Here is a 15,100-nt window from a genome sequence, read left to right on the forward strand (position 1 = left end):
GTAACCGAACTGGTGGCGGTGGAGACGCGTCAATTGTTTCATTGAAGAAAGTATGGTGCCCAGACGCGGATTCGAACCACGGACACGCGGATTTTCAATCCGCTGCTCTACCAACTGAGCTATCTGGGCATCCTGCTTCGTGGCTTTGGAGGACCTGATCCAACGAAGCGGCGGGGTTGGTAATCCGCCGGAAGCGCGTGGGTTATAACACTTAATTTCAGGCTGTCCAGCATCGGAATGCGAATTTTCGAAGCTTTTCCATGCAATACCGAACAAATCCGTTTCCAAGGCTCATCTTTGTAAAAAACCACGGATAAATACCGTGGAAAACATCGGAAACTTATTCAAATCACTCTAATTTCACCCCATTTCCCCTCGCAATCTCCCTAGATTGAGAAGCAGGATGGGAATGAGGTGGCAGTGAATTCCGTCGGATGGGGTATTGTGGGAACGGGCGAGATCGCGCGGCGCTTCGCGTCCGATCTGCCGCTTGCGTCAGGCGCTGTCCTGCACGCCGTGCATTCGCGCACTCCAGACAATGCCGAGCGCTTCCGTGCAGAAACCGGCGCACAGAAGGCCTACCACGACCTCGACAGCTTCATGTCTGACCCGTACGTCCAGGCGGTTTATGTCGCCACGCCGAATTCGCTGCATCTGGCGCAGACATTGCGGGCGCTCCGAAACCGCAAGGCGGTACTCACCGAAAAGCCCATTGCGCCGTCTTTTCCGGAAGCCGATGTGATCCAGCGCGAGGCGATGCGCCAGAAGACCTTTGCGATGGAAGCCATGTGGACGCGCTTCCTGCCCGCGGTTCAGGCCGCCAAAGCCCGAATCAAGGCCGGCGCCATCGGCGAGATTCGCAGGATCACCGCCGACCTCTCCTATTACAGGCCCTATGATCCCGAAAGCAGGTTCTTCTCACGGGCGCTGGGCGGCGGTGCGGCGCTCGATCTCGGTGTCTATCCCGTTTCGCTGGCGATGTATTTCCTCGGCGAGCCGGAAAAGGTATCCGGTCGCTGGTTCAGCGCAAAAAACGGCGTCGACATGCGCACGGAAATGACGCTGCATTATGCCTCGGCGGAAGCGGAGCTCTCCTGTGGCTTCGACCGGGATGGGGCTAATCATTTTCTCATCGAAGGCAGCGCCGGCGCGATCCGCCTGGACGCGCCCTTCCTGAAGGTCCAGCGCCTCACGCTTTATTCGCCGGCAGCGATGAAATCTTCACTGATCGCACCGTCACCGCAGGGCGATCGCCTGCCGGCGAAGCTGCTCTCTCGCCTTCCCACTCCCCTATCGCGGCTCTGGGGCTGCCGGATCGAGCATCATCCTTTCGAGGGCAACGGGCTGCAATTCCAGGCGATGGCCGTCATGAACGCGCTGCGCGCCGGCGAGACCCGATCTCCCATCATGCCGCTCCAGGAAAGCGTCGCGGTGTTGCGCGCCATCGGCATCGTGCTCTCGCGCTCCCCTATGCCGGAAGCTGAGCCGGCTGCGTAAAGCTGCTGCGCAGTACATAAGGCTGCGGCAGATCATGCGCATTGTTGAGTGCAAGGGCGAGTTCGGTCACATGCAAGGCGACATCGCCAGAAAAGAACGCCGGAATACCGCTGCCGATCGCCCTCGCCTGCGCGGCGATCCCGGCAGCAAAATCGATTCGCGAGGGAAATGCCGGCAAGGCGGCTTCGGCCCGGAGCCCCTTATAGGAGAGCCGCCGCCCCGGCGTCGGCTTCCATGGCAGGGCGCGTTTGACCTTGTCCTCCAGCCAGTCCGCCACCCGCATCTTCAACTGCTTTCCCTCAGTAAGCCTTTCCAGATGCACAGCAGAACGGTTGTCCCAGAGATCGCGCACCGTCAGCGACCCGCCATCCCCGAGAACGGTGAGGGATCGGTCGCGCGGCGCAGCAAGGCCGCAGGTCAACCGGGCAACGACACCTGAGCGGAACTGGATGCAACCGACGGAAAAATCCGGCGCCATGACAATCCCTTCCGTACCCGGCCCCTTGTCCGGAAAAGTGACGGCGGAAAAGGCGGTGAGGCTCGTCGCCGGACCGAACAGCGAAACCAGCCAGGAAAGCGCATAGCCTGAATGTTCCAGCGTACAGCCAATCTCGAGTTCGTGCAGGCCCGGCCATCGCGCGCCGGATCGCGATCGCCATGTCTCCCATTTCCCCCGGAAGACGGGGCCATCCTCCATCTGGGCGTAGACGAGACGCGGCGTGCCGATGGCCCTGTCGCTCAGCGCCTTCCGCACCAGCCTGTTGGCATCGCTGAGCGCATTGGCCGGTGCCGCGCAGAGCGTCAGACGGCGGCGTGATGCGAGAGCGACCAAATCCTGCGCCTCCTCGAAGCGCATCGCCAGCGGCTTTTCGCAATAGACATGCTTGCCCGCTTCGAGCGTCCGCTTCGATATCTCGTAATGGTTTTCCGGCGTGGTCAAATTGACCACGATCGCGATATCAGGATCGGCCAGGACCTCGTCGAGACCGGCATAGGCCCGGACATCATAAAAGGCGCAGAACTGCTTCAGCCGTTCCGGATCGCGATCATAGACGCCGGCAAGTTGCAGCGACGGATGGTTCGGCAGGGTTGTCATGTAGTAATCAGCGACAAACCCGGTGCCCAGAATGGCGATCTTCATGATGTCGTCCCCCTTATGGGGTTTTTCCCACCAACGCCCGCTTCCCGCAAGTTTTTAGCAAAGTTGCGATGAATGAAGCGTGAAAAGCAGTTCAACGCTCGGCCTTATCCGAAGCATCGTCCGAATCGTCGCTGTCCTCGGCCGATTCCACCGCCGGGATGACATAAGCGCCGGTAAGCCAGCGATTGAGGTCGATATTGCGGCAGCGCGGCGAGCAGAACGGATAATCCTCGCGGCTCGACGGCTTGCCGCATTCCGGGCAAGGCCGGGGTGGACGCAATGGCGTTACCTTCGCACCGGGTGCTGCCGATATGTCTTTCTTGCCGCTCATAGCCGAATCTTCAATGCCAGATTTTCAGTGTCAAATCATCGGCCCAAGTTTTCCGCTCAAGCCTAAAACCTTCTGCTCAGGTCAGTGCTTGCCGGATGTCCAGGCGCCATAGACCTGATAGCCCTCTCCGGTCAGAAGGCTGACCGTCTCGTGCAGGGGAAGCCCGACGACATTCGTATAGGAGCCGACGAGCTTGACGACGAAGCTCCCTGCAAAACCCTGGATGGCATAGCCGCCAGCCTTGCCTCGCCATTCGCCCGAGGCAAGATAGCTGTCAAGCTGCTCGCGGGTCAGCCGCTCGAAGCGCACGCGGCTCTCGACCAGCGTCTGCCGCACGCGGCCTTTCGGCGTAATGAGGCAGATGCCGGTGAAGACCTTGTGTGAGCGGCCCGAGAGAAGGCGCAGGCATTCCCTCGCCTCGTCCTGGATCTCGGCTTTCGGCAGGATGCGCCGTCCGACAGCAACGACCGTATCGGCTGACAGGATATAGGACCCGGCAAATTTCTCGTCGGCTTTCAGGCTTTCTGATGCCTTTTCCGCCTTTTCGCGCGACAGCCGGCGCGCCAGCGAGCGCGGGTGCTCGGCGCGAAGCGGCGTCTCGTCAATATCGCTCGGATGAAGATGATCCGGTTCGATGCCCGCCTGCCCCAAAAGCTCGATCCGGCGCGGAGAACCGGAAGCAAGAACAAGCTTTTGTCGAGCGCTCATGAAAGACGTCCCTTCTAGAGCGCCGCGCGTCCCACTGGACGCACAAAGGACGCTCTAACAGTTTAAAATGCTGCATAACTTTATCCTTAGTCGATTCCGATTTAAGGATAAAGTTATGCAGTGGAACGGACGGAATCGGATTATTTGAAACGGTAGGTGATGCGCCCTTTGGTCAGGTCGTAAGGCGTCATCTCGACAAGCACCTTGTCGCCGGCCAGAACGCGGATGCGGTTCTTGCGCATGCGGCCTGCGGTGTGGGCAATGATTTCATGTTCGTTTTCGAGCTTCACCCGGAACATCGCGTTGGGCAGCAGCTCCGTCACGACACCGGGAAATTCGAGGACTTCTTCTTTCGCCATACGTATCCTGTTTCTTCTCTTGGCCGCTCCGCTCATGCGGGCGCGCTGAATTTGCGCGGAACCTATATGATTAGAGTCCATTTGTGAACAACGTAAATCGGCGTAAATTGGCAGGCCTATTTTATTCCGAAGCGCTCGGCGATGCGGCGCTTGAGCCGCTCGCGCACATCGCGGTAGGCATCGAGGATCTGTTCGCGAGTTCCACGGACCAATGTCGGGTCCGGCATCGGCCAATATTCCACATCGACGGAGAAGCCGCGCATGCGTTCCAGCACCGTGTGATGGGCGAGCGGCGTCAGCGTTACCACCAGATCGAAATAACCGTCACCCAGTTCCTCCAGCCCCTTCGGCTGACGCTCGTCGAGCGAAAGCCCCTCCTCTTTCAGGACGGCATCGACGAAAGGATCGCGCTCGCCGCGCCTGACGCCGGCCGACGCCAGATAGATTTTGCGTCCAAGCATATGGCGCGCAAGAATTTCGGCCATCGGAGAGCGGATCGCATTCATGCCGCATACGAACAGAACCGAAGACGGCGCGGCGCGCGGATCAGCCGGCGCTGCCATCGCGCCAGGACGATCAGTTTTTCCCGCCCCCTGCCCCGCCAAAACCGTCTTCAACCCCGCCAATGCAGCACACAGACAAGCGTAAAGAGACGGCGTGCCGTGTTGAAATCCACCTCTATCTTGCCGCCAAGTCGCTCCTTCAGCGTCTGCGAGCCTTCATTGTGCAGCCCGCGCCGCCCCATGTCGATCGCCTCGATCTTGCTCGGCGTCGAGGAGCGGATGGCTTCATAATAGCTTTCGCAGATCATGAAATAATCCTTCACTACCCGTCGGAACGGGGCGAGCGACAGGATATGGGTCGCGACATCCTCGTCGCTTTCGCGCGCAATGGCGAAAATCAGCCGCGATTCGACCAGCGAGAGCTTGAGCTTGTAAGGGCCGCCGGCCTTGTCGCCGACGGGATAGAAGCTGTTCTCCTCGATAAGGTCGAAGATGGCGACGGCGCGTTCATGTTCGACATCCGGCGTGGAGCGTCCGATGGATTCGTCCAGTATGACGTCGATCAGCCTGTTGTCGCCGTCGGATGCCATGGCTGCCCTACAAATTCAGTCTGATGGCGACTGACCGGCCGTGCGCGTCCAGCCCCTCGACGCGTGCAAGCTCGATGGCCGCGGGGCCGAGCGCGCGAAGCTGGTCGGGCCCGAGCTTCAGGATCGAGGTGCGCTTGACGAAGTCCAGCACCGAGAGCCCGGAGGAGAAGCGCGCCGAACGCGCGGTCGGCAGAACATGATTCGACCCGCCGACATAGTCGCCGATGACCTCCGGCGTATATTTGCCGAGGAAGATCGCGCCCGCATTGCGGACCCCTGGCAGAAGCGCTTCCGGATTCGCAACTGCAAGCTCCAGATGCTCGGCGGCAATGCGGTTGACCAGCGGCAAAGCCGCCTCGAGATCTTTCACCAGCAGCACCGCGCCGAAATCCCGCCAGCTTGCCGATGCCGTTTCCGCGCGCGGCAGGGAGCGCAGCTGCCGCTCGACGGCTTCCTCGACGGAGCGCGCGAAGTCTTCGTCATCGGTCATCAGGATCGATTGGGCGACCGCGTCATGTTCCGCCTGCGCCAAAAGATCGGCGGCGATCCAGTCGGGATCATTATCCCGGTCGGCCACGACCAGAACCTCCGAAGGACCGGCGATCATGTCGATGCCGACGGTACCGAACACCAGCCGTTTCGCCGCCGCCACATAGGCATTGCCCGGCCCGACGATCTTGACCACCGGTTTGATCGTCTCGGTTCCATAGGCAAGGGCTGCGACCGCATGCGCGCCGCCGACCCGGTATATCTCGGAAACCCCGGCCAGGCGGGCTGCCACCAGCACCAGCGGATTGAGCACGCCATCGGGGGCAGGCACGACCATGACGATCCGCTCCACACCGGCGACCTGCGCCGGCACGGCGTTCATCAACACTGAACTCGGATAGCTGGCGGTGCCGCCCGGCACGTAGAGGCCAACGGATTCGATCGCCGTCCAGCGGGAGCCGAGCTCGACGCCCAGCGCATCGGTATAGCGGTCGTCTTTAGGCAATTGCCGGCTATGATGCGAGCGGATGCGGTCGCGCGCCAGTTCCAGCGCCTCGACGGTCGCCTGCGGCGCGGCGGCGACAGCCGCGTCGATTTCGGCTTTTGTCACGGCGATCCCGGTCTTTTCCAGATCGATCCGGTCGAAGCGTCTGGAATATTCGATCAGCGCCTTGTCGCCATCGCGGCGAATCCCATCGATGATCTCGCGCACGGCGCGATCGACATCTTCCGAAACCTCCCGCTTGCCGGCGAGAAAAGCGGCAAATTTCGTCTCGAAATCATGATCACTTTGTCTGAGCGTCAGTGCCACGCCGTAAATCCTTAAATGTCGTAAGTACCGCTATCCGAGCCCGCTCGTCAGGCATCATGCTCGGGCTTTGCGCGCGCTTCCCATGCCGGGCCGAGATCGGTCAGCTTAGTTTCGATGCATTCGACATCGAGCCGGACGGCGGCATTGCCCGAAAAGATGAATTCCACGACGCCGGCAGGCATATCGCCAGGGAGGAAGCGAACCGCCAGAAGCGAAAGGACATCATCCTTGCGGCTACGGTCGATGCCACTCGCCTTGACCATCGTCACACAGTCGAAATGCAGCACCGAACGGCGCCGCTCCAAAGTGCGTTTACCGAAAACGCCAGTTGCGGCGCGTTCCCAGACGAAACGATTGGCCACGGCGACGAAACGCTTCTCCCGGGGCAGATAATCGAGATCGCCGACTTTCAGCACCGCATCCTGAAGATGGGCCGAGATGATCTGCAAATCCTCGTCGTCGAGCGCTACAAGCTTGAGCATTTCCATTGGCTTACATTCCATGAAACAGCGGACGCCCTTGTGTTAGGACGTCCGCACGCTCAGCGCAACCGATCAGCGCAATAACGGGAACAAGATGTCAGCCGCTGACGCGTTCGACAACCGCTCCGCAGCGCGAAAGCTTTTCTTCAAGCCGCTCGAAGCCGCGATCCAGATGATAGACGCGGTTGACCATCGTCTCGCCTTCCGCCGCAAGTCCGGCGATCACCAGCGACACCGAGGCGCGCAAATCCGTCGCCATGACGGGTGCGCCCTTCAGCCGTTCCACGCCCTCGACCGTCGCCACCTGTCCGGAAAGCGATATCCGGGCGCCGAGGCGCGCCAGTTCCTGCACATGCATGAAGCGGTTCTCGAAGATCGTCTCGGTGATGCGCGACGTGCCCTTCGCCTTGGTCATCAGCCCCATGAACTGGGCCTGAAGATCGGTCGGAAAACCGGGGAACGGATCGGTGCGCACGTCTACCGCATGAATGCCATGGCCGTTGCGCACCACGCGGATGCCGGAATTGGTCTCGGTGATTTCTGCGCCCGCCTGCGTGAGCGTCTCCAGCGCAGAGGAAAGCAGGCTCGCCTGCGCGCCCTCGAGCAACACGTCGCCGCCCGCCATGGCCACCGCCATGGCATAGGTGCCGGTTTCGATGCGGTCCGGAATCACGCGGACGCGCGCGCCGGAAAGGCTCTCGACGCCCTCGATGCGGATTGTCCCGGTGCCGGCGCCGCTGACATTGGCGCCCATAGCGTTGAGGCAATCGGCAAGGTTGACCACCTCGGGCTCGCGCGCCGCGTTCTTGATGATCGTTTCGCCCTTGGCGAGCGTCGCAGCCATCATCATCACATGCGTCGCGCCGACGGAAATCTTCGGGAAGGTATAGGTTGTGCCGATGAGGCCCTTCTTCGCGGTCGCCTTGACATAACCATTCTCGATATCGATTTCCGCGCCCAGCGCGACAAGCGCTTCGAGGAAGAGATCAATTGGCCGGGTGCCGATGGCGCAGCCGCCCGGCAGCGAGACATTGGCCGTGCCCATGCGCGCCAGAAGCGGTCCGATCACCCAGAAACTCGCCCGCATCTTCGAGACGAGCTCATAGGGCGCCGTGGTGTCGACGATATTGCGCGCGGTGAAATGGATCGTGCGCGAATAAGCGCCATCCTGCCGCTCGCGCCGGCCATTGACGGAATAATCGACGCCATGATTGCCGAGAATGCGGATGAGCTGCTCGACATCGGCCAGATGCGGCACGTTTTCGAGCGTCAGCGTATCGTCGGTCAGCAGCGAGGCGATCATCAGGGGAAGTGCCGCATTCTTGGCACCGGAAATCGGAATGACACCATTGAGCTTGTTGCCGCCGACGATTTTAATGCGATCCATGTTTTTCCACTTTCACGGGATCAGCGCCCGATTTCCAATCAACTCCACAAGGAGCAGGTTTATCTTGATCATGTTGATTTTGAATTAAATCCATCCAAGATCATCAACGCGATCGATTTTGAGAAGCAAGAGCATGATGTCTCCCGAAAATGCTTCGCATTTTTTCGGCATCACCCTCTAGACGAACGGCACCAAAACTTCCATGGACCAGCATTCGCCCGCGCCATACCTAGCGCTATACTCTGATGCGCACATATTATTCCACATCAGTTCTTGACGGTTTATTGACAGGATTAGAAGCCGCTTCTATTCCGTCCACCCTGTCATCCGCATCTCCGGCGCGCCGCGAGCGTGCCTGCGCCTTGCGGCGCGCGAGATTGGCCCGCAATTGCTCGGCAAGCCGCTTCCTGCGTTCCGCCGCCTTGCGATCCCTTGGATCCTGATCGGGTTGCCTGGAATTCTCGTTCATCCTGCCGTCTTATTACTATAGGAATTGCCGGAGGGAAAGCGCATGCCCGACACGCCTGTGGAGGATTTTCACATTATCGGAAAGAATCCCGATTGCTTGCTTGCGGTTTGCGTATTGTTGTGGCAGAAGTCCGCCGCATTCGCGACGTTGCTGCGGTAGCTCAGTGGTAGAGCACTCCATTGGTAATGGAGAGGTCGAGAGTTCAATCCTCTCTCGCAGCACCATTCAATTCACGACATCGTTAGCGCATGTATCTCTCCCGAAGAAGATTCGCTCGGTAGTGAATTATCGACATCGTTCCGACTCGCGCGAAAATAAACCATATCAAGCAATTACAGGTTGATCGCCTACCCACAAACTCCTATATGCACGACGGGCAATTTGTGGGGTGCTTCATGAAAATCACACTCTCGATTCGCGAGTTGACCGCGAATGCATATTCTCTTGGCGAGTTCTCCGCCGAGTTGGATGATGGCCGGCTGATTACAGCCTTTGATGACAACACCATCTGGATCGATGGCGAATCTTTCGGCCTCACGGAAGAATGGCTCGATCGTAAGGTCGAAGTCTCGCGATAGGCATTCACCAGCCTCACTCCAATCTCCGCCGGAAAAGCCATGAGGCGGCGGTGAGCGTGACGATGGCGATGAGCGCGAGCGGGATGGTGTTGGCCAGGACCTCGCTTGCAGGAATATCGCGCAGGAACACGCCTTTGACGATGACGAGGAAATAGCGCAGCGGATTAACAAGCGTCACCGGCTGCAGCCAGCCCGGCATATTTTCTATCGGCGTTGCAAAGCCCGAGAGCAACATCGCCGGGACCATGAACAGGAATGCGCCGAGAATGGCCTGCTGCTGGGTCATCGACAGCGCCGAGATGAACAGGCCGAGCCCAACCACCGCCGCGAGATAGACGATTGCGCTGCCATAGAGAAGCAGCAGCGAACCACGCAACGGGACACCGAAAAGGAAAACCGCGGCAAGGATATAGATCGTCATGTGGAACATCCCGATCATCATCGGCGGCGTCAGCTTGCCGATCAGAATCTCGTGGGTGCGTAGCGGCGAGACCATCAATTGGTCGAATGTTCCAAGCTCCCGTTCGCGCGCGATCGACAGAGCCGTCACGATCAGTCCGATTAACAGCGCGATGCTGGCGATCAGATTGGGCACCATGAACCATTGGAAGATCAGGTTCGGATTGAACCAGTTGCGCGCGACGACGCTGATCTCAGCCGGAGAGGCCTGCTTGCCCGCAGATGTGTCGGCGGCAACGCTCGCGACGATCTGGTTGAGATAGCCGGCGACGATCTGCGATGCGTTCGAGCGACGGCCATCGAGAATGATCTGGATTTCGGCGGGGCGCCCCGCCTCGACATCGCGCGAGAAGGAAGGCCCGATCTGAACCGCCGCGATCACCCGCTGCCGGTCGATGGCCTCCCGCGCAGTGGCCGGATCCTCCGTATGGGTGATGGAGCGGAACGTCGGCGCGCCAGCTATCTGCTCTGTCAGCTCCTGTCCCCAGCTTCCCGCATCACGATTGAGAACCATGATATCGACGTTCTTCACTTCGAGCGTTGCGGCGTAGGAGAAGACGACAAGCTGGATGATCGGCGGCCCGATCAGGATGAGCCGGCTTTTCGGATCGCGCAGGATCGCGAGCAGTTCCTTGATGATCAATGCCTTGAGCCGGATCCACCACATGTCAGCCGATCCTCTTGCGCGTCGAACGGGCGGCAAGGGCGAAGAAGACCGCGCCGATGAGAAGCATGACGGCAATGGCCTGCAGGAACAGCGGCCAGATGTCGCCGGCGAGGAACACCGTCTGAAGGCTTGATATGAAATAGCGCGCGGGGACGACCGTCGTAATCCATTGGATGACGGTCGGCATCGAGTTGATCTCGAAGAGGAAGCCCGAAAGCAGAAACGCCGGCAGAAACGCCGAGAGCAGCGCCAGCTGCGAGGCGAGAAACTGATTCTTCGTAGCAGCGGAAATGAGCAGTCCCTGACCGAGCGCCGGAACCAGGAAACTTGCCGAAAGCGCATAGAGCGCCAGGATCGAACCACGGAACGGCACACCGAACAGGAAGATGGCAAGGAGCATGCAGAGCGTCATCGAAGCCAGCCCCAAAATGAAATAGGGTAGAATCTTCCCAATGAGGAGTTCCGCCGCGGTAACAGGCGTCGCCATGATCGCCTCCATCGTCCCACGCTCCCATTCACGCGCGACGACCAGCGAGGTGAGAAGCGTGCCGACCAATGTCATCACGATAGCGATGGAGCCCGGCACCAGGAAAAAACGACTGGTGAGCTGCGGGTTGAACCAGAAGCGCTGCTCCACGCTGATGGCGGGTGGCCGCGCCGCGGCGTCGGCCCCGCGCAGCGCCGCCCAATTGGCCACGACGCCCCGCGCATAATTCTGCACGAAGCTCGCCGTGTTCGGATCAGACCCGTCGACGATCACCTGGATTGCGGGCGACGTACCTGCTGCATAATCGGCGGCGAATGTCGCGGGAATCACGACGATGCCCCTCACCCGGCTCGTGATCAGATCCTCCTCGAACTCTCGCCTGTCGTTCCCATTCACCACTTCGAAATAACGCGACGCCTGGAAACTCGCCGCCAGATCCCGGGTCACGGGCGTCGGGTCCTCCACCACCAGCCCGATGCGGGTACGGGTCGCATCGAGCGACACGCCATATCCGAAGAGGAAAAGCAGGATCAGCGGCAGCACGAAAGCGATGAGGATGCTGCTTGGATCGCGAATGACCTGATAGGTTTCCTTGCGCACCAGGGCGGCAAGCCGGCGAACCCGATCGAGACGCCTCGAATCGCTCATGCTGTCACCGCCTCCGCTTCGGATTCCTGTACCAGGGTGATGAAGGCATCCTCCATCGTCGGATCTGGATTGTCCTTGCTGGCAACCCGCGCCTTCAGTTCATCGGGAGAGCCGAGCGCGATGGAGCGGCCGCGATAGATCAGCGAAATGCGGTCGCAATATTCCGCTTCCTCCATGAAATGGGTGGTGACCAGCACCGTCACGCCCTTTTCGACCAGGCCGTTGATATGGGTCCAGAACTCCCGCCGCATGATCGGATCGACGCCGGAGGTCGGCTCATCCAGGAAAAGCGCCTCGGGCTCGTGCATGACCGCGCAGGCGAGCGCCAGGCGCTGCTTGAGGCCGAGCGGCAGATCCTTGGCCGACATATCGGCATGCGGCGCGAATTCGAAAATCTCCGTCATCAGCGCGATGCGTTCTCGCTTGCGCCGGCCGTTCAAGCCATACACACCGGCGAAGAAGGCAAGGTTCTGGGCGATGCTCAGATCGCCATAGAGCGAGAACTTCTGGGCCATGTAGCCCAGCCGATTGCGCGCCTCGGCGGTATCGCGGCGCAGGTCGAAGCCCGCGACGCGGCCCTCGCCTTCCGTTGGCTTGAGCAATCCGCAGAGCATCTTGAAGGTCGTGGACTTGCCGGCTCCGTTGGGTCCGAGCAATCCGAAGATCTCGCCGCGCGGAATTTCAAAGGTGATATCGTCGGCGGCGGTGAAATCGCCGAAGCGCTTGGTGAGGCCATGCGCGACGATGACGGGTCGCCCGCCATCGGATGGCAACTTGGTGGTGGCATCCGCAAGTTTGGACCATCCCCCCGGACCACCGCCCAGCATGTCGACAAAAGCATCCTCGAAACGCGGCGTCGCGGGGACCAGCCTGAGCTTCGAGCCGATCTCCGTCTCAACGGGGGACTTGGCGCCGGGGGCAAGCACCAGCCGGATCGCCTCGCCCTGGATCACCCCGTCGATCACGCCTGATAGCTCCAGCGTCTTTGCAAGAATAGGACGGCGCCGCCCCGTCAGGCCGGTCAGCTTGAACACCCGGTCGTCGACGCGGCTGGTCAAACCCGCAGGCGGGCCGGTGAAAAGCAGCTTTCCCTGGTTGAGAAGAAAGACATTGTCGCACATCTCGGCCTCGTCGAGATAGGCCGTCGACCACACCACGCCGATGCCTTCCCGCGTCAGATCCTCGACCATTTTCCAGAGGTCGCGGCGCGAGATCGGATCGACCCCCACGCCCGGCTCGTCCAGCAGCAGAAGCCTCGGCTTCTTGAGCAGTGCGCAGGCGAGCCCCAGCTTCTGTTTCATACCGCCCGACAGCTTTCCCGCGAGCCGCCCGGTGAATCGCTTGAGATCGGTGAAGGTCAGCAATTCATCATAGACGGCGGGGCGCTCCGCCTTGGGCAGGCCCCTGAGATCGGCATAGAGATCGAGATTTTCTTGTACCGACAGATCTTCATAGAGGCCAAAACGCTGCGGCATATAGCCGATAGCTGCCTGGATCGCGGTAGGATTCTGCCTCGTATCGAAGCCCAGCACCTCGATCGTGCCGGAATCGGGCAGCATCAGCCCGGTCATCAGGCGGATCAGCGTCGTCTTGCCCGCGCCGTCAGGCCCGACCAGCCCTGTAATTTCACCGCCTCTAATCCTCCCTTCTATCCCGTCAAGAGCCGGAGGCGCGCTCCCGAAGCGTTTAATGACATCCGTCAACCGGACGAAATCGGCGGCTGCATGTTCCGCCTTCGCAGCCCGGGCGCTCACGGCCCACCTTCGCCGTTCTCGGCGCCTATGCGAACCGTCACCGGCATGCCCTGGCGCAACCGTGTGTCGGCGTTCTCGATGATGATGCGGAGCCGATAGACGAGATCGGTCCTGAGATCCGGCGTCTCGACGGATTTGGGCGTGAACTCGGCAACGGGCGAGATGAAGCCCACCTTGCCCTGATAGGGCTTGTCGGGCGCCGTGTCGGACACGACGTCCACCATCATCCCTGGATGGACCCTGCCCAGATCCGGTTCCGATATGTAGGCCCGCACCCAGACCGGCTTCGTCAGCGACAGGACATAAACGATGTCGCTCGGCGACACGATCGCACCCGGCTCGCGCACCCGCGACAGGACGACGCCGTCGGCTGGCGTGGCAAGATCCGTATCGTCAAGCGATGTCTTGGCGGACGAGAGCTCCGCCTCCGCCGCCTGCAAATTGGCCCGCGCCAACGCGATATCCTCAGGGCGCGTGCCCTCCTGCAGCAGACGCAGCGCCTCGAACGCCGATTGCGACCGCGCCGATGCCATGTCTTTCATGGCCTTTGCCTGATCGAGACCGGCCTGGGAGATCGAGCCGCCCGGCCGGAGCTGCCGCGCCCGTTCAAAAGCCTGGCTTGCATTCTGCAGGTCGGCCTGGCTCTCGGTATAAAGCGCCTGGGCCTGGGCGATCTCCGCCGCGCGCGGACCGGCCTGAAGCTTTTTCAACGTGGCACGCAGGCCCGCGACCTTGGCCTCCGCGGCACGCACACTATCCTCGGCAGGGGCCGTATCTAGGCGCGCGAGAATGTCGCCAGCCTTGACCGTATCGCCCTCATCCACCAGCGCTTGCCTGAGCCGCCCTGCGACGCGGAAGCCGAGTTGCACCTGACGTATATCGACATTGCCATAGAGCGTCAGGCGATCGTCCGGCTGGCTCCCCCAGCCGAGGCGGGACGGGAAATCAAACCACCAGGCTGCCGCGGCACCGGCCACAAGCAGCAGAACGATGATGGCAATAAGCTTCCTGATCATGTGTCCTTACCTTCCGGACCGATAGCGCCAACCAGTTCACGCGCGAGCGCTCGCACGGTTTCGACTTCTTCGGGGCCTATTGCTTTCCACTCGAGTTGCGCCAGTACCGCCGCATGGGCCACCCGGAACACCATGACGCCTCCGAGCAGCGCCATCGTGCGCAGCCGCACGCGTTGCGAGCCAGGAACGTCATCGAGAAGAATGGCAACCAGCCTGCCAATGACCTCGAGCATCGGCTTCATGACGCCGCCATAGACGCGCTTGAAGGCTTCCGTCGGCTCCATCTGCTCGCGAATGAGATAGCGCGCCCAGGGCTCCGATTCACGGCTGACGAACAGCGTCGCGATCGTCTGCAGGACTTCCGTCAGAAGGCTGCGCGCCTCTTCCCTGCCAATGAGCATGCCCGTGGCCTCCGCCTCGGCAAGCCGGGAGCGGGTTCGGTCGCGCAGTGTCGACACATGGGCCGAGATAGCCGCGCCTATATGCTCAGCCGCTGCTATGTAGAGGCCTTCCTTGCTGCCGAAATAATAGGGTATCGCCTGCTGGTTAACGCCCGCCGCCTCGCTCAGCATCCGCGTCGTCGCACCGTCGAAGCCATAGCGACCGAATATTTCGATCGATTTGGTCAGCAGTTTCTCACGGGTGGCATCCCCCCGATCCTCCGGGGTTTTGCGCGCGCTTTTCGTCTCTGGATTTTCTTTCATGACTGCATACTAATTCATTC

The 15,100-nt window shown here is 60.8% G+C and carries 17 protein-coding genes and 2 tRNA genes; 3 read left to right on the plus strand and 16 right to left on the minus strand.

The window, feature by feature from the left end; genetic code table 11:
* Positions 1 to 53 precede the first annotated feature (53 nt).
* A tRNA-Phe gene (locus DUT91_RS02720) sits at positions 54 to 129 on the minus strand.
* Between the two features lie 285 nt (positions 130 to 414).
* On the opposite strand from DUT91_RS02720, the gene DUT91_RS02725 reads away from it, so the two are divergent.
* A complete protein-coding gene (locus tag DUT91_RS02725) occupies positions 415 to 1,497 on the plus strand; it encodes a Gfo/Idh/MocA family protein (protein ID WP_114438797.1) in 1,083 nt (360 codons plus the stop codon).
* Here the strand turns inward: DUT91_RS02725 and DUT91_RS02730 are convergent.
* From DUT91_RS02730 to DUT91_RS02775, 10 genes are all read right to left on the minus strand, one after another.
* Positions 1,469 to 2,638: a Gfo/Idh/MocA family protein gene (locus DUT91_RS02730; protein ID WP_114438798.1), complete on the minus strand. Its 1,170-nt coding sequence runs from the start codon at positions 2,636 to 2,638 to the stop codon at positions 1,469 to 1,471. The two genes, DUT91_RS02725 and DUT91_RS02730, sit on opposite strands and share 29 nt — an antisense overlap.
* A gap of 91 nt (positions 2,639 to 2,729) precedes the next feature.
* Positions 2,730 to 2,969 carry a DNA gyrase inhibitor YacG gene (gene yacG / locus DUT91_RS02735; RefSeq protein ID WP_114438799.1) on the minus strand — a complete coding sequence of 80 codons (240 nt, stop codon included), beginning with the start codon at positions 2,967 to 2,969 and terminating at the stop codon, positions 2,730 to 2,732.
* An 81-nt stretch (positions 2,970 to 3,050) separates the two neighbouring features.
* Positions 3,051 to 3,677, minus strand: a complete 627-nt coding sequence (locus tag DUT91_RS02740; RefSeq protein ID WP_114438800.1) for a Maf-like protein — start codon at positions 3,675 to 3,677, stop codon at positions 3,051 to 3,053.
* Positions 3,678 to 3,817: 140 nt separating this feature from the next.
* A complete protein-coding gene (infA, locus tag DUT91_RS02745; protein ID WP_002965531.1) occupies positions 3,818 to 4,036 on the minus strand; it encodes a translation initiation factor IF-1 in 219 nt (72 codons plus the stop codon).
* 116 nt (positions 4,037 to 4,152) lie between these two features.
* Positions 4,153 to 4,599, minus strand: a complete 447-nt coding sequence (locus DUT91_RS02750) for an arsenate-mycothiol transferase ArsC (protein WP_114438801.1) — start codon at positions 4,597 to 4,599, stop codon at positions 4,153 to 4,155.
* 50 nt (positions 4,600 to 4,649) lie between these two features.
* Positions 4,650 to 5,129, minus strand: coding sequence for a UPF0262 family protein (locus DUT91_RS02755; protein ID WP_114438802.1), 480 nt, complete (start codon positions 5,127 to 5,129; stop codon positions 4,650 to 4,652).
* 7 nt (positions 5,130 to 5,136) lie between these two features.
* A complete protein-coding gene (gene hisD / locus DUT91_RS02760; protein WP_114438803.1) occupies positions 5,137 to 6,429 on the minus strand; it encodes a histidinol dehydrogenase in 1,293 nt (430 codons plus the stop codon).
* Positions 6,430 to 6,476: 47 nt separating this feature from the next.
* Positions 6,477 to 6,917 (minus strand): DUF2948 family protein, encoded by a 441-nt coding sequence (locus DUT91_RS02765; protein WP_114438804.1) that lies wholly within the window; start codon positions 6,915 to 6,917, stop codon positions 6,477 to 6,479.
* A 91-nt stretch (positions 6,918 to 7,008) separates the two neighbouring features.
* On the minus strand, positions 7,009 to 8,298 hold the full coding sequence (gene murA, locus DUT91_RS02770) for a UDP-N-acetylglucosamine 1-carboxyvinyltransferase (RefSeq protein WP_114438805.1): 1,290 nt from the start codon (positions 8,296 to 8,298) through the stop codon (positions 7,009 to 7,011).
* Positions 8,299 to 8,554: 256 nt separating this feature from the next.
* Positions 8,555 to 8,767 carry a hypothetical protein gene (locus DUT91_RS02775; RefSeq protein ID WP_114438806.1) on the minus strand — a complete coding sequence of 71 codons (213 nt, stop codon included), beginning with the start codon at positions 8,765 to 8,767 and terminating at the stop codon, positions 8,555 to 8,557.
* Positions 8,768 to 8,916: 149 nt separating this feature from the next.
* Between DUT91_RS02775 and DUT91_RS02780 the strand changes: the two genes are divergently transcribed.
* Together DUT91_RS02780 and DUT91_RS02785 are read left to right on the plus strand one after the other, a co-directional pair.
* Positions 8,917 to 8,991 (plus strand) — tRNA-Thr (locus DUT91_RS02780).
* 171 nt (positions 8,992 to 9,162) lie between these two features.
* Positions 9,163 to 9,345: a hypothetical protein gene (locus DUT91_RS02785; RefSeq protein WP_114438807.1), complete on the plus strand. Its 183-nt coding sequence runs from the start codon at positions 9,163 to 9,165 to the stop codon at positions 9,343 to 9,345.
* A gap of 13 nt (positions 9,346 to 9,358) precedes the next feature.
* On the opposite strand, the gene DUT91_RS02790 is transcribed toward DUT91_RS02785, so the two are convergent.
* Genes DUT91_RS02790 through DUT91_RS02810 form a run of 5 tightly spaced genes read right to left on the minus strand, consistent with a single transcriptional unit; the run spans position 9,359 to position 15,080 of the window.
* Entirely contained in the window at positions 9,359 to 10,471 is a 1,113-nt protein-coding gene (locus DUT91_RS02790) for an ABC transporter permease (RefSeq protein WP_114438808.1), read from the minus strand.
* A gap of 1 nt (position 10,472) precedes the next feature.
* Positions 10,473 to 11,606, minus strand: coding sequence for an ABC transporter permease (locus DUT91_RS02795; protein ID WP_114438809.1), 1,134 nt, complete (start codon positions 11,604 to 11,606; stop codon positions 10,473 to 10,475).
* Complete coding sequence (locus tag DUT91_RS02800; RefSeq protein WP_114438810.1) at positions 11,603 to 13,360, minus strand: ATP-binding cassette domain-containing protein; 1,758 nt, start codon at positions 13,358 to 13,360, stop codon at positions 11,603 to 11,605. Before DUT91_RS02800 ends, DUT91_RS02795 begins: the two co-directional genes overlap by 4 nt.
* Positions 13,357 to 14,373, minus strand: coding sequence for a secretion protein HlyD (gene hlyD / locus DUT91_RS02805; RefSeq protein ID WP_114439017.1), 1,017 nt, complete (start codon positions 14,371 to 14,373; stop codon positions 13,357 to 13,359). The genes DUT91_RS02800 and hlyD overlap by 4 nt, the downstream gene beginning before the upstream one ends.
* Positions 14,373 to 15,080: a CerR family C-terminal domain-containing protein gene (locus tag DUT91_RS02810; protein WP_114438811.1), complete on the minus strand. Its 708-nt coding sequence runs from the start codon at positions 15,078 to 15,080 to the stop codon at positions 14,373 to 14,375. The genes hlyD and DUT91_RS02810 overlap by 1 nt, the downstream gene beginning before the upstream one ends.
* Positions 15,081 to 15,100: the final 20 nt, after the last annotated feature.

Source organism: Paramesorhizobium salinisoli (genome assembly GCF_003335045.1).
GTDB lineage: Bacteria > Pseudomonadota > Alphaproteobacteria > Rhizobiales > Rhizobiaceae > Paramesorhizobium > Paramesorhizobium salinisoli.

Bases quoted from the DNA above. Each gene is read 5' to 3' on its own strand.
- DUT91_RS02765 (WP_114438804.1), bottom strand. From the start codon at position 6,917: ATGGAAATGCTCAAGCTTGTAGCGCTCGACGACGAGGATTTGCAGATC.
- DUT91_RS02795 (WP_114438809.1), bottom strand. From the start codon at position 11,606: ATGAGCGATTCGAGGCGTCTCGATCGGGTTCGCCGGCTTGCCGCCCTG.
- DUT91_RS02730 (WP_114438798.1), bottom strand. From the start codon at position 2,638: ATGAAGATCGCCATTCTGGGCACCGGGTTTGTCGCTGATTACTACATG.
- yacG (WP_114438799.1), bottom strand. From the start codon at position 2,969: ATGAGCGGCAAGAAAGACATATCGGCAGCACCCGGTGCGAAGGTAACG.
- DUT91_RS02775 (WP_114438806.1), bottom strand. From the start codon at position 8,767: ATGAACGAGAATTCCAGGCAACCCGATCAGGATCCAAGGGATCGCAAG.
- murA (WP_114438805.1), bottom strand. From the start codon at position 8,298: ATGGATCGCATTAAAATCGTCGGCGGCAACAAGCTCAATGGTGTCATT.
- DUT91_RS02785 (WP_114438807.1), top strand. From the start codon at position 9,163: ATGAAAATCACACTCTCGATTCGCGAGTTGACCGCGAATGCATATTCT.
- DUT91_RS02740 (WP_114438800.1), bottom strand. From the start codon at position 3,677: ATGAGCGCTCGACAAAAGCTTGTTCTTGCTTCCGGTTCTCCGCGCCGG.
- DUT91_RS02810 (WP_114438811.1), bottom strand. From the start codon at position 15,080: ATGAAAGAAAATCCAGAGACGAAAAGCGCGCGCAAAACCCCGGAGGAT.
- DUT91_RS02750 (WP_114438801.1), bottom strand. From the start codon at position 4,599: ATGGCAGCGCCGGCTGATCCGCGCGCCGCGCCGTCTTCGGTTCTGTTC.
- infA (WP_002965531.1), bottom strand. From the start codon at position 4,036: ATGGCGAAAGAAGAAGTCCTCGAATTTCCCGGTGTCGTGACGGAGCTG.
- DUT91_RS02755 (WP_114438802.1), bottom strand. From the start codon at position 5,129: ATGGCATCCGACGGCGACAACAGGCTGATCGACGTCATACTGGACGAA.
- DUT91_RS02790 (WP_114438808.1), bottom strand. From the start codon at position 10,471: ATGTGGTGGATCCGGCTCAAGGCATTGATCATCAAGGAACTGCTCGCG.